Annotated in this window: 19 protein-coding genes; 6 read left to right on the top strand and 13 right to left on the bottom strand. The window is 56.9% G+C overall.

What is annotated here, in order from left to right; all coding sequences use genetic code 11:
- Positions 1 to 72 precede the first annotated feature (72 nt).
- The gene (gene glpQ / locus QOT07_RS00880) at positions 73 to 1,152 is read left to right on the top strand and encodes a glycerophosphodiester phosphodiesterase (RefSeq protein ID WP_112349349.1); all 1,080 of its coding nucleotides are present in this window, start codon (positions 73 to 75) and stop codon (positions 1,150 to 1,152) included.
- A 152-nt stretch (positions 1,153 to 1,304) separates the two neighbouring features.
- On the opposite strand, the gene yigL is transcribed toward glpQ, so the two are convergent.
- Both yigL and pldB read right to left on the bottom strand, forming a co-directional pair.
- Positions 1,305 to 2,105 carry a sugar/pyridoxal phosphate phosphatase YigL gene (yigL, locus tag QOT07_RS00875; RefSeq protein ID WP_099062165.1) on the bottom strand — a complete coding sequence of 267 codons (801 nt, stop codon included), beginning with the start codon at positions 2,103 to 2,105 and terminating at the stop codon, positions 1,305 to 1,307.
- An 11-nt stretch (positions 2,106 to 2,116) separates the two neighbouring features.
- Positions 2,117 to 3,154, bottom strand: coding sequence for a lysophospholipase L2 (gene pldB / locus QOT07_RS00870; protein ID WP_283602421.1), 1,038 nt, complete (start codon positions 3,152 to 3,154; stop codon positions 2,117 to 2,119).
- 219 nt (positions 3,155 to 3,373) lie between these two features.
- Here pldB and rhtB point away from each other — a divergent pair, with 219 nt between their 5' ends.
- The gene (gene rhtB, locus QOT07_RS00865) at positions 3,374 to 3,994 is read left to right on the top strand and encodes a homoserine/homoserine lactone efflux protein (RefSeq protein ID WP_112349352.1); all 621 of its coding nucleotides are present in this window, start codon (positions 3,374 to 3,376) and stop codon (positions 3,992 to 3,994) included.
- Positions 3,995 to 4,046: 52 nt separating this feature from the next.
- On the opposite strand, the gene rhtC is transcribed toward rhtB, so the two are convergent.
- From rhtC to pldA, 3 genes are read right to left on the bottom strand one after another with little or no spacing between them, the layout of a single operon-like run.
- Positions 4,047 to 4,673 (bottom strand): threonine export protein RhtC, encoded by a 627-nt coding sequence (gene rhtC / locus QOT07_RS00860; RefSeq protein WP_283602420.1) that lies wholly within the window; start codon positions 4,671 to 4,673, stop codon positions 4,047 to 4,049.
- Between the two features lie 12 nt (positions 4,674 to 4,685).
- Positions 4,686 to 6,518 carry an ATP-dependent DNA helicase RecQ gene (gene recQ / locus QOT07_RS00855; protein WP_283602419.1) on the bottom strand — a complete coding sequence of 611 codons (1,833 nt, stop codon included), beginning with the start codon at positions 6,516 to 6,518 and terminating at the stop codon, positions 4,686 to 4,688.
- A 48-nt stretch (positions 6,519 to 6,566) separates the two neighbouring features.
- On the bottom strand, positions 6,567 to 7,445 hold the full coding sequence (pldA, locus tag QOT07_RS00850; RefSeq protein WP_099062170.1) for a phospholipase A: 879 nt from the start codon (positions 7,443 to 7,445) through the stop codon (positions 6,567 to 6,569).
- 200 nt (positions 7,446 to 7,645) lie between these two features.
- On the opposite strand from pldA, the gene QOT07_RS00845 reads away from it, so the two are divergent.
- A complete protein-coding gene (locus QOT07_RS00845) occupies positions 7,646 to 8,116 on the top strand; it encodes a thioesterase family protein (protein ID WP_012004662.1) in 471 nt (156 codons plus the stop codon).
- Positions 8,117 to 8,180: 64 nt separating this feature from the next.
- Positions 8,181 to 9,068, top strand: a complete 888-nt coding sequence (gene rarD, locus QOT07_RS00840; RefSeq protein ID WP_099062171.1) for an EamA family transporter RarD — start codon at positions 8,181 to 8,183, stop codon at positions 9,066 to 9,068.
- Between the two features lie 8 nt (positions 9,069 to 9,076).
- On the opposite strand, the gene QOT07_RS00835 is transcribed toward rarD, so the two are convergent.
- Positions 9,077 to 10,135, bottom strand: a complete 1,059-nt coding sequence (locus tag QOT07_RS00835) for an AbrB family transcriptional regulator (RefSeq protein ID WP_099062172.1) — start codon at positions 10,133 to 10,135, stop codon at positions 9,077 to 9,079.
- Positions 10,136 to 10,245: 110 nt separating this feature from the next.
- Positions 10,246 to 11,196 carry a magnesium/cobalt transporter CorA gene (gene corA / locus QOT07_RS00830; protein WP_085116483.1) on the bottom strand — a complete coding sequence of 317 codons (951 nt, stop codon included), beginning with the start codon at positions 11,194 to 11,196 and terminating at the stop codon, positions 10,246 to 10,248.
- Between the two features lie 446 nt (positions 11,197 to 11,642).
- Here corA and QOT07_RS00825 point away from each other — a divergent pair, with 446 nt between their 5' ends.
- Positions 11,643 to 12,122, top strand: coding sequence for a WbuC family cupin fold metalloprotein (locus QOT07_RS00825; RefSeq protein WP_283602418.1), 480 nt, complete (start codon positions 11,643 to 11,645; stop codon positions 12,120 to 12,122).
- A gap of 45 nt (positions 12,123 to 12,167) precedes the next feature.
- On the opposite strand, the gene uvrD is transcribed toward QOT07_RS00825, so the two are convergent.
- The 6 genes from uvrD to lptM form a co-directional block, all read right to left on the bottom strand.
- Complete coding sequence (uvrD, locus tag QOT07_RS00820) at positions 12,168 to 14,330, bottom strand: DNA helicase II (protein WP_283602417.1); 2,163 nt, start codon at positions 14,328 to 14,330, stop codon at positions 12,168 to 12,170.
- 77 nt (positions 14,331 to 14,407) lie between these two features.
- Positions 14,408 to 15,124 (bottom strand): 5-amino-6-(5-phospho-D-ribitylamino)uracil phosphatase YigB, encoded by a 717-nt coding sequence (yigB, locus tag QOT07_RS00815; protein WP_283602416.1) that lies wholly within the window; start codon positions 15,122 to 15,124, stop codon positions 14,408 to 14,410.
- A complete protein-coding gene (gene xerC, locus QOT07_RS00810) occupies positions 15,124 to 16,035 on the bottom strand; it encodes a tyrosine recombinase XerC (RefSeq protein WP_207978566.1) in 912 nt (303 codons plus the stop codon). Before xerC ends, yigB begins: the two co-directional genes overlap by 1 nt.
- Entirely contained in the window at positions 16,032 to 16,736 is a 705-nt protein-coding gene (locus tag QOT07_RS00805) for a DUF484 domain-containing protein (protein WP_099062176.1), read from the bottom strand. Before QOT07_RS00805 ends, xerC begins: the two co-directional genes overlap by 4 nt.
- The gene (gene dapF, locus QOT07_RS00800; RefSeq protein ID WP_099062177.1) at positions 16,733 to 17,557 is read right to left on the bottom strand and encodes a diaminopimelate epimerase; all 825 of its coding nucleotides are present in this window, start codon (positions 17,555 to 17,557) and stop codon (positions 16,733 to 16,735) included. The genes QOT07_RS00805 and dapF overlap by 4 nt, the downstream gene beginning before the upstream one ends.
- 57 nt (positions 17,558 to 17,614) lie before the next feature.
- Entirely contained in the window at positions 17,615 to 17,821 is a 207-nt protein-coding gene (gene lptM, locus QOT07_RS00795) for an LPS translocon maturation chaperone LptM (RefSeq protein WP_017891271.1), read from the bottom strand.
- 78 nt (positions 17,822 to 17,899) lie between these two features.
- Here lptM and cyaY point away from each other — a divergent pair, with 78 nt between their 5' ends.
- Complete coding sequence (cyaY, locus tag QOT07_RS00790; protein WP_099062178.1) at positions 17,900 to 18,220, top strand: iron donor protein CyaY; 321 nt, start codon at positions 17,900 to 17,902, stop codon at positions 18,218 to 18,220.
- Positions 18,221 to 18,251: the final 31 nt, after the last annotated feature.

The following is an 18,251-nucleotide window of genomic DNA, read 5'->3' as shown; positions in this document are numbered from 1 at the left end:
CTTTCGCATTATTTAAAGGCCGCGCTGCGGCCTTTTTACTACCCCTGCCCCTACAACATGGAGAACAACAGAATGCGGACTCAAGTCAAAGCCCTGCTGACAGGGATTATCCTGGCCACCTCAATGGTCAGCGCCGCACAGGCCGCCGACAAGGTGGTGATCGCCCACCGGGGTGCCAGCGGTTATCTGCCGGAACACACTCTGCCGGCGAAGGCCATGGCCTACGCGCAGGGTGCGGACTTCCTCGAGCAGGATCTGGTGATGACCAAGGACAACGAGCTGGTGGTTTTGCATGACCACTATCTCGATCGCGTCACCGACGTAGCCGAACGCTTCCCGGACCGCGCCCGTAAGGACGGCCGCTATTACGCCATCGACTTTACGCTGGCAGAAATCAAATCGTTGAAGTTCACCGAAGGCTTTGAGATCGAAAACGGTAAAAAAGTGCAGGGCTACCCTGGCCGTTTCCCGATGGGCAAATCCGACTTCCGCGTCCATACCTTCCAGGAAGAGATCGAGTTTGTGCAGGGGCTGAACCATTCAACCGGCAAAAACATCGGTATTTACCCGGAAATCAAAGCGCCGTGGTTCCACAAGCAGGAAGGCAAGGATATTTCCAGCAAAGTGCTGGCGGTGCTGAAGCAGTACGGTTATACCGGCAAGGGCGACAACGTTTATCTGCAATGCTTTGACGCCAACGAGCTGAAGCGGATTAAAACCGAGCTGGAGCCGAAGATGGGCATGGATCTGAAGCTGATCCAGCTGATCGCCTATAACAAATGGCAGGAAACCTATGAGCAGAAGGCCGACGGCAAGTGGGTGGAATACGACTATGACTGGATGTTCAAACCGGGTGCGATGAAGCAGATTGCCCAGTACGCCGATGGCATCGGGCCGGACTACCATATGCTGGTCGTGGCAGAGAAATCCAAGCCGGGCAAGGTGGTGCTGACCGACATGGTGAAAGAAGCCCATGCCAATAAGCTGGCGGTACACCCCTTCACCATCCGTGCCGATGCACTGCCGAACTACGTCACCGACGTGAATCAACTGTATGACGTGATTTACAACCAGGCAGGCGTTGACGGCGTGTTCACCGACTTCCCTGACAAAGGTGTGCAATTCCTGCAAAAGCAGGGCCAGCACAAGTAATTGCAAGGTGCCCTTATCGTTAATTGATACCCAATGGATTTCGCGTTGCAGCTAGACGGCAAGCACGTGAATCCCCAGGAGCTTACTCAAGTAAGTGACTGGGGTAAACGCGCGTAGCCAACAACGCTGCGGCGCGAAAGACAAAGGGTATATCAGGCGATGAACATCTTGCGCAGGTAGTGCGGCACCGCATCGTCGACGTTGGAGCCAATCACTTCCAGTTCCGGCAGCTTGTCCTTCAGACGCTGATGCGCGTCGCGCATGATGCAGCCTTTGCCGGCCATCGACAGCATTTCCAGATCATTCATACCGTCACCGAAGGCAATGCACTCTTTCAGCGTATATCCGATGATCTTGGCCACTTCTTCCAGCGCGTGGCCTTTTGATACGCCACCCGCCATCACTTCCAGACAGGTTGGGAACGAGAAACTGACGTTAACCCGATCGCCCCAACGCGCATTGATGGCATCTTCCAGCGGCAGCAGCTTTTCATGATCTTCACAGGTGAAGTACACCTTGCACACGCCGTCGGTTTCCAGCAGGCCCGGCTCGAACAATTGGTACTGGAAAACAGATTCGCGGAAGAACTCTTTCTGTTCCGGGCTTTCGCGGTTAATGAACCAGTCGTCATTACGGTAAACGTTGGTGGTGATGTCCGGATCGTTATGCAGCATACCGTAGAGATCGCGGGCGATGTCTTCGGCCAGGTTGTGGCTGAAAATCAGCTCACCGTCGGTATTGTGCACGCGAGCGCCGTTGGAGGTGATCATAAAGGCGCTGATATCGAGGTTATCGCGGATCTGCGCAACGTCGATGTGATGACGGCCGGTAGCAAAGACAAAATGCACGCCGCGCTGGGTCAGCAGCTTCAACGTCTCTTTGGCGTAAGGTGACAGAGTGTGGTCGGGTGATAGCAGCGTGCCATCTAAATCGGAAGCGACGACGTGATACATAGCGGTAATTTCTAACCTCTAATGGTGTGGTCGGCGGTTGGGGTACCACCTAAATGTTGAGCAAAGAAACGCAGGATTGCGTTCAATGCTTCGGCGCGCATCGCGTCCCGCTCAAACAGGATCTCATGCCGTGCACCTTCGATAACCTGCGGTTTTCCCCCTTCACAGGGATGGCCCGCGTCTGACAATGCCTGACAAAAAGCCTGATGGGAACGGTTGTCGACCACCCGATCCTCACCGGCCTGCAATAATAATAGCGGCGTGGTAATTTTAGCCGCCTGGGCGATGATTTCTCGCCCGGCCTGAAGGCTTTCCCGTACCCAGTGGTAGGTTGGCCCGCCCACCTGTAGCTCGGGATAATCGGCGTAATAGCGTAAACAGCGACGATAGCGTTCACGGCTGTGGGTCAACACGTTGACCACATAGGGCAGCGGCCTCCACTGACCGGTGCCTATCGCATAGTAATCGCGTACCGCCGGGTGCTTCTCCGTCCAGTTCAGAATGCGGTTGGCCATCCAGCCCGGCATCGGTAAATAAATGCCGAACATTGGCGCGCAAAACGCCGCGGCGTCAAAGGCCTGCGGCTGACGAGCCAGAAACTGTGCCAGAATTGCACCGCCCATCGAGTGGGCCAACGCAAAGTGTTGCCGGTAACCGTGCGGCACCACCTCCTGCTGATAAAACTGGGCGAAATCGTCGACGTAATCGGCAAAGTTTATCACATGACCACGGTGCGTATCAGCCAGCAAACGACCGGAACGGCCTTGCCCGCGGTGATCCAGGATCATCACGTCATAGCCGCAATGGAACAGATCGTAGGCAACCTCAGGATATTTAATGTAACTTTCGATACGACCGGGGCTGATCACCACCACTCGCTGATGGCGGGCAGAACTGAAGCGCACGAAACGGATGGGCACGCCACCCACGCCATTGAACTCGCCCTCCTCACGCTGCCGCCAAAAGTCCAGCAGCGGTCCCGTGGCGAAAGCAGCAAACTGCTTTTCACGCGTTAACCAGTCATTAGTGCTGAGAGTAAACGACGTCATCACATGCCTTTTAGCTGGAGGTAGAGCCTATAAAAATGTGATAAATATTACTATATCCGATGGATTTCAAGTTGCAGCTAGGCGCCCAGCTCGTTCATCCCCAGGAGCTTACTCCGGTAAGTGACTGGGGTGCACGAGTGCAGGTAACAACGCTGCAGCTTGAAAGACGCCGGATAGAGGCTATTTTGGCACATATTGGCACTTTCAGGGAGTACCTCAATGACCTTGGACTGGTGGTTAACCTATCTTCTGACAACTCTTATCCTCAGCCTGTCACCCGGTTCAGGGGCGATCAACACCATGAGCACCGGTATCAGCCACGGTTATCGCGGCGCAGCGGCATCCATTGCCGGCCTGCAGGTCGGGCTGAGCCTGCATATCGTGCTGGTGGGCATCGGTCTGGGCGCGCTGGTGTCACAGTCGCTGCTGGCGTTTGAAATGCTGAAATGGTTCGGTGCCGCCTATCTGGTATGGCTGGGCATTCAACAGTGGCGTGCAGCAGGTTCGCTGGACTTGCATACGCTGGCGGGGACAATGCCGCGCCGTCGCCTGTTCCGCCGCGCTATCCTGGTCAATTTGACCAATCCGAAGAGCATCGTGTTTTTGGCCGCGCTGTTCCCGCAGTTTATCTTGCCCAACCAGCCGCAGGCCGAACAGTACCTGGTGCTCGGCGTCACGACTGTGGTGGTGGATATTTTCGTGATGATTGGTTACGCCACCCTGGCCACTCGCATTGCCGGCTGGCTGAAAACACCGCGCCAAATGCAGTTGCTGAACCGCATCTTCGGTTCGCTGTTTATTCTGGTGGCCGGGTTGCTGGCTACGGCACGCAAGGCATAAAGCAAAAAGGCCGAACATGACTGTTCGGCCTTCAAATTTTCTGTGGCAGTGATTAGCGGGTAAAAATAAGGTGTAAACCGAAACCGGTAAACAGCATGCCCGCCAGCCCGTCGATCCACTTAGCCAGTCGCTGATAGCCACGACGCATGGTCGGTAATGCAAACACCACCGCCACCAGGCTGAACCAGACAAAGGTCTCGGCAATGATCAGCAGGAACAAGCCCCAGCGTGCGCCGGCACCAACGTCGTCACCCACAAACAGTGAAAACACGCTGCCGAAATAGATAACTGCCTTGGGGTTCGATAGGTTGGTCAGAAAGCCACGGATAAAGCTGCGCCCAGGCTTCGGCAAGGCCACTTTCACCTCTGGCGCAGGCTCCGACTGTGCATTTTGGGAACGCGCGGAACGCAGCAGTTGCCAACCCATCCAGCACAGGTAGATCCCACCGCCGACCATGATAATCTGATGCAGCCAGGCCATTTTTTGCAGGATCAGGTGCAGGCCCATCAACGCTACGCCCGCCCACACCACGATACCCAGTGAAATGCCCATCACGCCCATCATCGCCTCACGGCGTGAGCGACTGGCGGCGGTTTGCGAAACAAAAAAGAAGTCCGGCCCCGGGCTCATCAGCGCAATCAGGTGCACCAGCGCCACGGTCAGAAACAGCATCAGCATGATTTATTGCCCTTAATTTTCATCATTATCGAGGTGATCGCGGATCATCGCCATAAACGGAGCGCCAAAACGCTCCAGCTTGCGCTGACCGACACCGTTAACGCTCAACAGGTCACCGGCCTTGATAGGCATCTGTTCCGCCATTTCCAGCAGTGTGGCGTCGTTAAACACCACGTAAGGCGGGATGTTTTCTTCGTCGGCAATCGATTTACGCAGCTTGCGCAGTTTGGCAAACAGCTTGCGATCGTAATTGCCGCCGTAGGATTTCTGGTTGGCACTGCTGCGCGCCTTCAGGCTCTGGATACGCGGCACAGCCAGTTGCAGCTCCAGCTCGCCACGCAGCACCGGCCGCGCAGACTCGGTCAATTGTAGCGCCGAGTGCATGGCGATGTTCTGGGTGATAAAGCCCAGGTGGATCAACTGACGCAATACGCTGGTCCAGTGCTCGGTGGTTTGCTCACGGCCGATGCCGTAAACCGGCAGTTTCTCGTGCCCGTATTCACGGATGCGCTGATTATTGGAACCACGCAGCACTTCGACAATATATCCCAGTCCGAAACGCTGGCCGACACGGTACACGCAGGACAGCGCCTTGCGCGCATCTTCCAGCCCATCGTAACGCTTGGGGGGATCCAGACAGATATCGCAGTTGCCGCAGTTTTGGTGTTTGCCTTCGCCAAAATAGTTGAGCAGCACCAGGCGGCGGCAGGTTTGCGCTTCAGCAAAAGCGCCCATGGCGTTCAGCTTGTGGCGCTCTATATCCAGTTGCTGTCCGGCGGGTTTCTCTTCCAGACAGCGGCGCAGCCAGGCCATATCAGCCGGGTCATACAGCAGGATCGCTTCGGCCGGTAAGCCATCACGACCGGCGCGGCCGGTTTCCTGATAGTAAGATTCGATATTGCGCGGGATATCAAAGTGCACCACAAAGCGCACGTTGGGTTTGTTAATGCCCATACCAAAAGCGACGGTGGCAACCACCACCTGCAAATCGTCGCGCTGGAACGCTTCCTGTACCTGCGCACGGCGGTCGTTATCCAGCCCGGCATGGTAGGCCCCCACGCTCAGCCCGCGGCTTTGCAGACGTGCCGTAGTGTCTTCTACCTTGGCGCGGCTGTTGCAGTAAATAATGCCGCTCTTGCCACGTTGGTCCTGCACGAAGCGCCACAGTTGGTCGAGCGGTTTAAACTTCTCCACCAGCGTATAGCGGATATTGGGGCGGTCAAAGCTGCTGACCTGCACCAGCGGATCCTGCAGCGCCAGCAGGCGTACGATGTCGCCACGGGTGGATTCATCGGCGGTGGCGGTCAGGGCGATCACCGGCATATTCGGGAAGCGTTGCTTCAACAACCCCAATGCGCGGTATTCGGGACGGAAATCGTGGCCCCACTGCGAAATACAGTGCGCCTCATCCACCGCCAGCAAGGCCGGCGGATTGCCACCGAGCTGATCGAGGAAACTGTCCATCATCAGCCGCTCGGGGGCGATATACAGCATTTTGATCTGGCCACTGCGACAGCCCGCCATTACCTCGAGCTGCTGCTCGCGCGTTTGCGTCGAGTTATAGCAGGCGGCGGCGACGCCATAGGCCAGCAGTTGATCGACCTGATCTTTCATCAGCGAGATCAAAGGGGAAACCACTAACGTCAGGCCATCCATCACCAGCGCCGGGATTTGGTAGCACAACGATTTACCGCCGCCGGTCGGCATGACAACCAGGCAATCCTGCCCACCGATCGCCGTGTTGATAATCGTTTGTTGACCCGGTCGGAATTGCTGGTAGCCGAAGGTATCGCGTAATACCTGTTCGGCCAGCAACTCTTTGTTTATCACTGCTGCGGTTGACACACACTTCCCCATTTTTTGCTGTATAGCGACGCCTTGATGACGGCCGGACTACATAATATCGTTAAGCATGACACCAACGCCAACCCGTGTCTGCCGGAAGTTGTAATCAATCAAGGATTCGCCATAGCCGCTGAACACCTGAGTATAGAAACGCACGTGCTTGCTGATCGGGTAGCTCCAGCCCATTTCTGCACCGCCGTAGCCGCTGTTCCAGTTGTAGTGGCTGTCGACGCTGAACACGCTGTCACCCCAGGCATAACCGACTTTCAGGCGGTAATAGCCCATGTATTTGGTGATATCCGGGTTGTCGTCGCTGCTGTCGCTTTCCGAGAAGCGGAACCAGGGTTTGAGATCCACCTGCCAGTTGCCGTTTTGCGCCATAAAGCGCGCATAACCGCGGTTCCAACTGCGAGAGGTGGGATCCGAGCGACCGTTGGACTGGTGGTTCAAACCGACTTCAACATCACGCAGTGTCCAGCCGGCGAAGCTGTAATCGGTCGCCCACCCCAGGAACACCTGCGGTTCGTAGTTGGTCTCGCGGAACGGCGAGGATTCACTGTGGTTGGAAAGCTGCCACCAGGAACGTTGAGTATAAGAGGCACCGAGCACCGAGTTGTCACCAAGAATGCCACGCCACAGCGGGAAAGCCAGGCTGAGCTGGTACTTCACTTCATCCTTGCGCGCATTATCGGCCCAGTTATAGGACTTGATGGCCTCTTTGTTGATATTGCTGGTATCGGTGTACAGCACGTAGTTGGTTTCATACGGATACAGCGTGAATGGGTTGTCGTGATCCTGCAGCATGTTGGCAATAATGCTGCCGCGCACCGCCGGTTTATCATGAATTTGCTGCTCTTTGGCTTCTTCCGCCTGAACCAGCGGTGCCGCCGCCAGCGTGGCCAAAATGAACCCTGACAAAATGCGCATAACGTTCCTCACCCCAACAAAATTGACAAATTCTGAAATAAAAACAGGCCATTTTACACACAAAGCCGGTTTTACAGCAGTGTGACGTGTATTTATTGGATTAGTCTGGAAAGCAACAAAATATAGGCATAATATCAACAAACAGTTAACCTGGACTGACCAGTTAGCTTCCCCTACTACACAGAAAAAAATGGGTATTTATGTCTACCACACCACTGACACTTGAAGCCGCCCGCCAGAAGATTGGCGAAATCTTTGTTTATCACATGCCGTTTAATCGCGAGCTGGGCTTAGAGCTGCGCCGCTTTGACGACGACTATGTGGAACTGAGTTTTACCAATCAGCCCAAGCTGGTAGGCAATGCCGCCCAGAAAATCCTGCACGGTGGGGTGATCGCCTCAGTGCTGGACGTCGCCGCTGGCCTGGCATGCGCCGGCAGCGTGTTAATGCGCCTGGATCCGTTGATCGAAGAAGAAGTTGCCACCCGTCTTTCGCGTATGGGGACTATCGATCTGCGCGTTGACTACCTGCGCCCTGGCCGTGGCGAACATTTCGTCGCTGCCGCCAGCGTCTTGCGCAGCGGCAATAAAGTCGCGGTCGCCCGCGTCGAACTGCATAACCACGATGGCCTGCATATCGCCAGCGCCACCGCCACCTACCTGGTCGGGTGATTGTGTGCGGTGAGGGTCTTCAGTACACTCACCGCATCTCCGTTTTACCCATCCGAGTAACGTCATGGACGCACAGCAAACACGGCAGGGCATCTTCTTTGCTCTGGCCGCCTATTTTATTTGGGGTATCGCCCCGGCTTATTTCAAGCTGATCCAACAGGTACCCGCCGATGAGATCCTCACCCATCGGGTGATTTGGTCCTTCTTCTTTATGCTGGCGCTGATCTCGCTGGGCCGTAACTGGCCGAAGGTGCGTGCCGCCTGCCACGACCGCAAACGGCTGCTGCTGTTGGCGGTAACCGCAGTGCTGATCGGCGGTAACTGGTTGCTGTTCATTTGGGCGGTGAATAACCACCATATGCTGGAAGCCAGCCTGGGCTATTTCATTAATCCGCTGGTGAACGTGCTGCTGGGGATGTTGTTCCTGGGCGAACGCTTCCGCCGGATGCAGTGGTTGGCGGTGGCACTGGCTTTCGCGGGCGTACTGATCCAGCTATGGCAGTTCGGTTCGCTACCGATTATCGGCCTGGGGTTGGCATTCAGCTTTGCCTTCTACGGCCTGCTACGCAAGAAGATCGCCATCGACGCGCAGACCGGTATGCTGATCGAAACCCTTTGGCTGCTACCCGTGGCAGCGGCCTATCTGTTCCTGTTCGCTGACAGCCCGACCAGCCACCTCGGGGCCAATGCCTGGTCGCTGAACCTGTTGCTGGTGGCCGCCGGTATCGTCACCACCATACCGCTGCTGTTCTTTACCGCTGCAGCCACCCGTCTGCGCCTGTCGACGCTCGGCTTCTTCCAGTACCTTGGCCCTACGCTGATGTTCCTGCTGGCCGTCACCTTCTACGGTGAAACTATCGGTCAGGACAAACTGGTCACCTTCGGCTTTATCTGGGCGGCATTGCTGCTGTTTATCCTCGACGCACTCTACACCCAACGTAAACTGCGTTGATGCCAGGGCTAAGTTGAGGCCGGCGTGGCGTGGTTGGAAATAAACCGCGCCATCGCCGGCCCCGTCAGCAGAATGGTGAACAGCCGCAGCGTCTGCATCGCCATCACAAAAGACATATCCACCCGGCTGCCCGCCGCAATGATGGCCACGGTATCCAACCCGCCCGGACTGGTCGCCAGATAGGCCGTCATCAGATCTACCGGCAGAAAGTGCGTCAGCATCCACGCCAGCAGGCCGCAAAACAGCATCAGCGCGACGATCGACACCACCATCTGCGGCAGAGTCCGCAATGCCAGCAAAAATATCGGCCGGGTAAAACGCAGCCCGACGCTCCAGCCAATCAACGTATAGGCCAACGCCAACAGCCATTCCGGCACCTGCAGCGCCATAGTACCGCTGGAATGCAGTGCCGCACCGATGATCATCGGCAACAACAGTGCACCGGAAGGAATGCGCAGCCGGGGGCCCAACCAGGCACCGACAATGGCCACACCCAGCGTTGCCGGGAAGCGCCAGTCCAGTGACGGAAACCACTCCAGCGCCGCACTACCGTGCCCCGCCTCATCACCCAGCCCAATGCGGGCCACCATAGCGGCTGCGGTCGCGACAAACAGCACCCGCAGATACTGCATAAAGGCCACCAGTCGAACGTCCGCGCCAAAATCCCCGGCCATTGCCACCATCGCCGACGCTCCGCCAGGCGATGAGCCCCAGGCACCGGTCGGCCCAGGCAAGCTGCTAAAACGCACCAGACACCAGCCGGAAATGCCACTGGCCAGCAGCGTGGCGATCAGCACCAGCAGCACCAGCGGCCAGTCGTCGAGTAACGGCGTGAGAATAGCGGGAGAAAGGCTTTGTGCAATCATACAGCCCAGCACCGCCTGGGCGGCGATAAAAAGGTAACCGGGAATGCGAACCGAGGCCCCCAACAACCCCATGGCCACGCCGACAATCATCGGCCCCAGCAACAGCGCAGCGGGAATATGGAAAGTTTGCAGGCCAAACCCCAGCACCAGCGAAGCCAGCAGCAGGATCAACCATTGAATCAAGCGGGGGAACTTCTCCATCGACACGCACGCCTTAAGGACAGATAAGCTAAGCGGGCATTCTACCCTCATTTAGCAGGCTAATCTTTGGCAGCAGCAGAAATATCGGGCGAACAGGGTCGCCCGTCAGATTAAAGCCAGTTTTTGCGTTTGAAGTACAGATAGGGGGCCAGCCCCGCCAGGATCATCAGGCTGATGGCGCCAGGATAACCGAACGACCACTTCAACTCCGGCATAAACTCAAAGTTCATCCCGTAGCTTGAGGCCACCAGCGTGGGCGGCAGGAACACCACCGAAACCACCGAGAAGATCTTGATGATGCGGTTCTGTTCGATATTGATAAAGCCCATCGCCGCCTGCATCAGGAAGTTCACTTTCTGGAACAGAGATTCGTTATGCGGCAGCAGGGATTCGATATCGCGCAGCACTTCACGCGCCTGTTCCAACTGACCGGTCGGCAACCGCGCCTTACGCACCAGGAAGTTCAGCGCACGTTGGGTATCCATCAGGCACAAACGGACTTTCCAGCCGATATCTTCCAGCTCGGCCAGCGTCGACAGCGCCTCGTCGTATTCATCGCCCTGGTGGCCTTCCATGATCACCCTGCTGAGCTTTTCCAGATCGCTGTAGACGTTTTCAATCTCGTCCGCCAACTGCTCAATCTTGGTTTCGAACAGATCCAGCAACAGCTCGTAGGCGTTGCCGTCAACCATCGTCAGGTTACGGGCGCGCATGCGGTACAGGCGAAACGCCGGCAACTCGCGCTCACGCAAGGTATACAGGCGTCCGTCGCGAATGGTGAAAGCCACGGTGGAGTTACCGGCATGATCTTCCGCATCTTCAAAATAGAAGAAGGAGTGAATATGCAGGCCGTCTTCGTCTTCAAAAAAACGCGCGGAGGCTTCGATATCATCCAGCTCCGGGCGTGTTGCCAGGCTTTGGCCCAGCTCGTTTTGCACGCGCTCACGTTCGCCTTCTTCCGGCTCAACCAGGTCAACCCACAGTGACGTAGTGAGATCATCGGAGTCATCCAACTCCAGACGGGACAGGCGGCTGTTCTCTAATTTAAACGCGCTCAGCATCTGCTAAAACTCCCTTGGGGTGACAGGGGTAAACAACGCGTGGAAGCACAGAAACAGGGGGGATGTTGTATCACCAGCTTGTTTCAGACCATGAAGGATCTGACTCATAGCGACACATAAGCGGTCGCCGACAACCACGAAGGCTATCAGCTCAATGGGATAGCCTTAGAAGTTGTACCTGTTGTTGTCCAGGTCAGTGAGCCAGTATCTACTGGGTGTGTCCAAGGCGTATGTCCTCATTGATAATAGTGCGCGCATGTTACGCCGAGAAGAAAAAGTCTGTCAACCGGTTAGGTTCGATAATTGCGCAACAATTCATCGCCATAACCCATGGGGCAGAATCGGCTTAATCCACGATAAACAGTAACGAAATAGTCGCGGCGATCTCTGACCACGCACAGGAATGTTGCTAAGATTAGGCCACGATAAGCTTGCGGACTTTACTGATGAAACAGATTACCGCCCACGACCTGACGGCGATGAGTGAACAGGCCGCTAAAGTGGCACGCCTGCGCGCGCACCGTACCTTACACGAAGAGTTGAGCGACCCGGTGCAACGGCTGGCGATTGCCATGGAACCCGGCACCTATATCCGTCCCCACCGCCATCCGCAAACCTGGGAACTGCTGACGCCGCTGCGCGGCCGCTTTGTGGTGTTGCAGTTTGACGAGGACGGCGTGGTCACCCAACGCACCCTGCTTGGCGAAGAAACCAAAGTACTGGAGATGCCGGCGTTTACCTGGCATGCCGTGCTGTCGGTTGATCCGGGCGGCGTGGTGTTCGAAGTGAAACAAGGGCCTTATCAGGCGCTGTCGGAAGAAGACTGCATGCCGTGGGCACCGCAGGAAGGGGCTGAGGGTACTGAAGCCGTGATACGTTGGTACGCTACTGCGCAGATTGGCGATCGCTATACCCGTTCTGTTTGATGTGGCTGCAGGGGCGGGTCCATTCGCCCCTGTTAGCGCCAGAGCTTAGACTGTCTCCAGACGGGCGTAAGCGGCCACCAGCCACTTGATCCCTTCACCCGGGAAAGCAACCTGCAACCGACTGTGTTCGCCGCTGCCTTCCAGATTGACGATGGTCCCTTCACCAAACTTGGGATGGCGCACGCGCTGGCCCAGCTTGTAACCGGTGTCGTTTTCGCTGATCGGCGTGCCCATGCGACGATGGCTCACCGGGCGTGATACGCTGGCGCGCAAACGCACTTCTTCCACACACTCCTCCGGCAGTTCGCCGATGAAACGTGAAGGCCGGTGATAAACCTCTTTGCCGTACAGACGACGTGTTTCGGCATAGGTCAGCGTCAGTTTCTGCATGGCGCGGGTCAGACCAACGTAGGCCAGGCGGCGCTCTTCTTCCAGCCTGCCGCCTTCGTCCAGCGACATCTGGCTCGGGAACATCCCCTCTTCCATACCGACGATAAACACCTGCGGGAACTCCAGCCCCTTGGCCGAGTGCAGGGTCATCAACTGTACTGCGTCCTGATAAGCATCGGCCTGCCCCTCGCCCGCTTCCAGCGCAGCGTGTGACAGAAACGCCTGCAGCGGCATCAGATCCTGATCTTCATCCTGATAGCTGTACTGACGCGTTGCCGTCACCAGCTCTTCAAGGTTTTCGATACGTGCCTGACCTTTTTCGCCCTTCTCCTGCTCATACATGATGAACAGCCCCGAGTCGCGGATCACCCGGTCGGTCTGGACGTGCAACGGCATATCGGCGGTTTCGTGCGCCAGTGAGTCCAACAGTTCGGTAAAGCGTTGCAGCGCGGATGCCGCACGCCCGGCCAGCACTTTGTCCTGTAGCAGCACGCGGGTAGCCTGCCACATGGTCAATTGACGATCGCGGGCCGTGCGGCGCACTTCGTCCAGTGTGCGGTCGCCAATGCCGCGCGTCGGCGTATTCACCACGCGTTCGAAGGCAGCATCGTCGTTGCGGTTGGCTATCAGCCGCAGGTAGGCCAGGGCATCTTTGATCTCCTGACGCTCGAAGAAGCGTTGCCCGCCGTAAATGCGGTATGGCATCGCTGTTTGCAGCAGCGCCTCTTCCAGCACGCGTGACTGGGCGTTGCTGCGATAAAGGATGGCGCAGTCATTCAGCGCACCGCCGTTTTCCTGCCAGGCTTTGATACGGCCCACCACAAAGCGCGACTCGTCGAGCTCGTTAAAGGCACAGTAGATGGAGATAGGTTCGCCTTCGCCCCCTTCGGTCCACAGGTTTTTACCCATGCGGCCGCCGTTGTTGGCGATCAGGGTGTTGGCCGACTTCAGGATATTGCTGGTCGAACGGTAGTTCTGTTCCAAAAGCACGCTTTGCGCACCGGGGAAATCCTTCAGGAAGCGTTGGATATTCTCCACCTGAGCGCCGCGCCAGCCGTAGATCGACTGGTCATCGTCACCGACAATCATCACGTTGCTGTTATTGCCGGCCAGCAGGCGGATCCAGGCATACTGGATGCTGTTGGTATCCTGAAACTCGTCCACCAGCACGTTGGTGAAGCGTTCGCGGTAATGATTGAGGATATGCGGCTTGTTCAGCCACAGCTCATGGGCGCGCAGCAACAGTTCGGCAAAGTCCACCAGCCCGGCGCGATCGCAGGCTTCCTGGTAGGCCTGGTAGATTCGCAGCCAGGTCGCCTCCACCGGGTTGTTGTAGGTTTCAACATGGTGTGGACGCAGGCCCTCATCTTTTTTGCCGTTGATGTACCACATCGCCTGACGCGGCGGCCATTGTTTTTCATCGATATTCAGCGCTTTGACGATGCGTTTAAGCAGGCGGAACTGGTCGTCACTGTCGAGGATTTGGAAATCCTGCGGCAGGTTGGCATCCAAATGATGAGCACGCAGCAGCCGATGAGCCAGGCCGTGGAAGGTTCCGATCCACATGCCGCCCTGGCTGGTGCCAATCAGGTGTTCGATACGGTGGCGCATTTCCGCCGCCGCTTTGTTGGTGAACGTCACCGCCATAATCGAATACGGCGAGCAGTTCTCTACCGACAGCAGCCAGGCAATGCGATGCACCAGTACCCGGGTTTTACCGCTGCCCGCGCCGGCCAGTACCAACAGGTTGCCACGTGGCGCCGCCACGGCTTCGCGTTGTTTTTCATTCAGGCTGTCGAGCAGATCGGAAACGTCCATAGGCACCATTAATTGGTAAGGGAAAGCGCGTCAGGGACGCGATTCCACTGGGAATTTATACAGAGTTCTGGCAGGGATTATAACAATGCTGTCAGCGATGCCAACTGCGAAATCTCAATATGTGGTAGCAGACGGCTGTCGGCGGCCTGCATCAGGCTGCGCTGGCGGTCGTTGATCCAACAGGCCTGCAGGCTGGAGCGCAATGCCCCGGCGACGTCGGTGGTCAAATCATCACCCACGTGAAGAATGCTTTCAGGGGCAACGCCTAACCGCTCAGCGGCCAGTTGATACATGTCCTGATAGGGCTTGGCGCGGCCATCCGGCCCGGAACGCAGCACAAACTGGAAGTAACCGTCCAGCCCGCACAGCGCCGGATCGGCATTGCCATTGGTGATCGCCACCAGCGGAAAACGTTCACCCAGCGCCTTCAACGTAGCATGCGTCGCTTCAGGTACTTCGATACGGCTGCGCCACAGCGCAAAGTTCTGCATCGCCGCATCGGCCCCGTCGGCGGCTTCGGCATCACGCAGCCCCTGACGGCTCAGTGCCAGATGGATAGCACGCCAGCGCCACTGGGTGACATCATGATAAATCTCCGGATCCTGTTCACGCAGTTCCTGGCGCAGGCGATGAAAATCCGCCGACTGGAAGTGGTTCAGTCCGGGATGATAGTTCTGCAGAAAGGCCACCGACTGCAGCTCGGTCTGTTTGATCACCGGCCGGTTGTCGTACAGCGTGTCGTCCAGATCAAAGGTCAGCGCCGCCAGCGGCCGCAACGGACGATAAAAATGCATCAGGATTTCCCCCGTTTGGCGCGTGGATGCGCGGCATCGTACACGTTGGCCAGATGTTGAAAGTCGAGGTGGGTGTAGATTTGGGTGGTGGTCAGGTTGGCGTGACCGAGCAGTTCCTGCACCGCTCGCAAGTCGCCACTGGACTCCAACATATGGGTAGCAAACGAGTGGCGCAGCTTGTGCGGATGAATGTGACTGTTAACGCCCTGTTTGACGCCCCACTCGGCAAAACGCTTTTGCACGTTACGGGTCGAGATGCGTTTGCCCTGATTGGACAGAAACATCGCGTCGTCTGATGGCCCGAACAGATCGCGCATCGCCAGCCAGTGTTCAAGCCAGGTCACCGCAGTCCGCCCCACCGGCAGCTTGCGTTCCTTACTGCCCTTACCCAGCACCCAGATTTCACCGGCGGCCAGATCGACATGGCGACAATCCAGACCCACCAGTTCAGAAAGACGCAGCCCGGCACCGTACATGACTTCGAGCATGGCGCGATCGCGCACCGCCAGGGGATCGTTAAGATCGATATTCAGCAGCTGATTCATTTCATCGACGTCGATGTTTTTCGGCAGATGACGGCCGCTGCGTGGCGTTCGGATCCCTTTGGCGGGGTTGGCAATCAGCATACCCTGGCTGACCTGCCAGTCGAGAAAACTGCGCAACGCCGACAGGCGCAGCGCGAGGCTGGATGACTGTAGCCCGGCGCGCTTACTGCGTGCTGCAAGCTGGCGGACTTTGGCGGCGTCCAGCACCGGCCACTCCGTCACGCCTATCTCCTGCGCCAGCACCATCAGCGCCTGCAATTGACGCGAATAACTCAACTGGGTGAGCGGGCTAAGCTGACGCTCGACCTTCAGATAGCGCAAAAAAGCGTCCACCGGCTGTTGCAGGCTGGCCGCCAACGGAGTCATGCGCGTTCGACCCAGCGTTCCAGCAATTCCGGTAACATGCGCGCCAGTTGATTAAGCATCACCGTGCCCATGCCTTGTTGATAGTGTTGCGTATCGCGGCTGCTGAAGATCACCATACCCAGCTCGCCGTCTTCACCCAGCATCGACAGCGCTACCGAGCCGACCAGCTTGGCCTGCGGCAGTAACAACAGCAACTCAGGGCCATTCAGGCTGCCGAGAAAATGCTGTTGGTCACCCAGGCGCTGAATGCGCAGCGGTTCAAACGACGAACGCGACAGGGCAAGGTGGGTGAAATCGGAAGGCGCACCGATTTTCCAGCTTTCGGAAAACAGGCGGATATTGGCACCGGCCAAACCGAAACCGCGCGCCCAACGCTGCAGGCGGTTGAGCATATCCTGCAGGCTGTCGGCGGTGGCCAGATTGGCCTGTAAATGCAGCAGGCTGGCAAACAGCGTTTCGTTGGCGCTGGCCTGCTCCATCAGCAGGGTAATTTCTTCTTCCAGCCGGTTGATATGATTACGCTGGCGGGCCAGATGCCACTCGACCAACGACACGGTACCGCGAACGGGATGGGGAACGCGCATCTGTTCCACCAACCGCGCGTTGCGGATAAAGAAATCCGGGTTTTGCAGCAGAAACTGCATCACGGCGTCGTCGTCAAGCTCAATGCCTGCGACAGCCTGGTCCTCAACGCTCTTCATAGATGAATAAATCCGTCATATACATGGGTTGCCGGGCCGGTCATAAACAACGGGCTGCCCGGTCCTTTCCAGCGAATATGCAGGCTGCCACCCGGCAGTTCTACATGCACCTCTTCCGACAGCAATTCCTGTTGGATCCCCACGGCCACCGCCGCACAGGCACCGCTTCCGCAGGCCTGGGTTTCGCCGGCACCGCGCTCATACACGCGCAGTTTGATGTGCTCACGACTGACAACTTGCATAAAACCAATATTGGCCCGCTCAGGGAAACGTTCATGCCCTTCCAGCACCGGGCCGAGCAACTCCACTTTGGCGGTTTTTACCTCATCTACCTGTAAAACACAATGCGGGTTGCCCATCGACACCACGCCGCACAGCACCGTATTCTCCGCCGCACGCATGATGTAAGTCTTTTCTTCTTTGGTCGCGCGGAAGGGCACAGTCTGAGGATCGAAGTTCGGCTCGCCCATATTCACGCACACCAGATCATCATCGGTGACGCTCAGCACCATGCGCCCGGTCTGGGTACTCACGCGAATATCGCGCTTGTTGGTCAGCCCTTTCAGCCGCACAAAGCGGGCAAAACAGCGAGCGCCGTTACCGCACTGCGCCACTTCACTGCCGTCAGCGTTAAAAATACGGTAGTGGAAATCCAGTTCCGGATCGTAAGGCGGTTCTACCACCAGCAGCTGGTCAAAGCCAACGCCCAGGTGCCGATCGGCCAAACGGCGGATCAGCTCGGGTGAAAAATAGACATTCTGTGTAACGGCATCGACCACCATAAAGTCGTTGCCCAGACCGTGCATTTTGGAGAACTGCATATCATACTCCGCTATCCGTCTTGGTTTGCGGTGGCCTGTGCCGCCGCAAACAAGGTGTTACTGAGCGCTCATCGACGGTTTTTGCTGAGAGCTGGAAAGTTCCTGCTGATTTTTCTGTACCTGCTCGCCAGTCTGAACCTGAGTGGCCGGTTTCTTAGTGCTGGCCGGATCGGCTGGAGGGAAGTACAGCGGGCCTTTCAGACCACAGCCGGAGAGCCCGGCAAGCAGAACTGCCATCAGCGCATAGCGTAGTTGTTTTTTCATTTGCATTAATGCCTGTAATTCATGCGTCCAAGGTCTCTATAATCGCAGGTGGATCATGAAAAGCAATAGGAATTGAATATGAACGACAGTGAGTTTCACCAGTTAGCTGACCAACTGATGCTTAATATTGAAGAGACACTGGACGATTTTGCTGGCGATGCGGATATCGATTACGAAACTAACGGCGGCGTAATGACGTTAAGCTTCGAAAATGGCACCAAAATTGTCATCAATCGCCAGGAGCCACTGCATCAGGTTTGGCTGGCGACCAAGACCGGCGGCTATCACTTTAACTACCGTGATGGCGTGTGGCTCTGCGATCGCAGCGATCGCGCCTTCTACCCATTGCTGAGCGAAGCTGCCAGCGCGCAGGCAGGCGAAGCAGTGAAATTTGCCTGAAAATAACGGCATTCACAGGGGTTCAGCAAAC

It is taken from the genome of Serratia proteamaculans (assembly GCF_949794035.1).
GTDB classification, from domain to species: Bacteria; Pseudomonadota; Gammaproteobacteria; order Enterobacterales; family Enterobacteriaceae; genus Serratia; species Serratia proteamaculans.
Note: the sequence above shows the minus strand (reverse complement) of the source record. Positions and strands in the feature narration are given on the sequence as shown.

What these genes read in the sequence shown, in the direction of transcription:
- glpQ (WP_112349349.1), top strand. Translation starts at nt 73, where the DNA reads ATGCGGACTCAAGTCAAAGCCCTGCTGACAGGGATTATCCTGGCCACC.
- yigL (WP_099062165.1), bottom strand. Translation starts at nt 2,105, where the DNA reads ATGTATCACGTCGTCGCTTCCGATTTAGATGGCACGCTGCTATCACCC.
- pldB (WP_283602421.1), bottom strand. Translation starts at nt 3,154, where the DNA reads ATGACGTCGTTTACTCTCAGCACTAATGACTGGTTAACGCGTGAAAAG.
- rhtB (WP_112349352.1), top strand. Translation starts at nt 3,374, where the DNA reads ATGACCTTGGACTGGTGGTTAACCTATCTTCTGACAACTCTTATCCTC.
- rhtC (WP_283602420.1), bottom strand. Translation starts at nt 4,673, where the DNA reads ATGCTGATGCTGTTTCTGACCGTGGCGCTGGTGCACCTGATTGCGCTG.
- pldA (WP_099062170.1), bottom strand. Translation starts at nt 7,445, where the DNA reads ATGCGCATTTTGTCAGGGTTCATTTTGGCCACGCTGGCGGCGGCACCG.
- QOT07_RS00845 (WP_012004662.1), top strand. Translation starts at nt 7,646, where the DNA reads ATGTCTACCACACCACTGACACTTGAAGCCGCCCGCCAGAAGATTGGC.
- rarD (WP_099062171.1), top strand. Translation starts at nt 8,181, where the DNA reads ATGGACGCACAGCAAACACGGCAGGGCATCTTCTTTGCTCTGGCCGCC.
- QOT07_RS00835 (WP_099062172.1), bottom strand. Translation starts at nt 10,135, where the DNA reads ATGGAGAAGTTCCCCCGCTTGATTCAATGGTTGATCCTGCTGCTGGCT.
- corA (WP_085116483.1), bottom strand. Translation starts at nt 11,196, where the DNA reads ATGCTGAGCGCGTTTAAATTAGAGAACAGCCGCCTGTCCCGTCTGGAG.
- QOT07_RS00825 (WP_283602418.1), top strand. Translation starts at nt 11,643, where the DNA reads ATGAAACAGATTACCGCCCACGACCTGACGGCGATGAGTGAACAGGCC.
- uvrD (WP_283602417.1), bottom strand. Translation starts at nt 14,330, where the DNA reads ATGGACGTTTCCGATCTGCTCGACAGCCTGAATGAAAAACAACGCGAA.
- yigB (WP_283602416.1), bottom strand. Translation starts at nt 15,124, where the DNA reads ATGCATTTTTATCGTCCGTTGCGGCCGCTGGCGGCGCTGACCTTTGAT.
- xerC (WP_207978566.1), bottom strand. Translation starts at nt 16,035, where the DNA reads ATGACTCCGTTGGCGGCCAGCCTGCAACAGCCGGTGGACGCTTTTTTG.
- QOT07_RS00805 (WP_099062176.1), bottom strand. Translation starts at nt 16,736, where the DNA reads ATGAAGAGCGTTGAGGACCAGGCTGTCGCAGGCATTGAGCTTGACGAC.
- dapF (WP_099062177.1), bottom strand. Translation starts at nt 17,557, where the DNA reads ATGCAGTTCTCCAAAATGCACGGTCTGGGCAACGACTTTATGGTGGTC.
- lptM (WP_017891271.1), bottom strand. Translation starts at nt 17,821, where the DNA reads ATGAAAAAACAACTACGCTATGCGCTGATGGCAGTTCTGCTTGCCGGG.
- cyaY (WP_099062178.1), top strand. Translation starts at nt 17,900, where the DNA reads ATGAACGACAGTGAGTTTCACCAGTTAGCTGACCAACTGATGCTTAAT.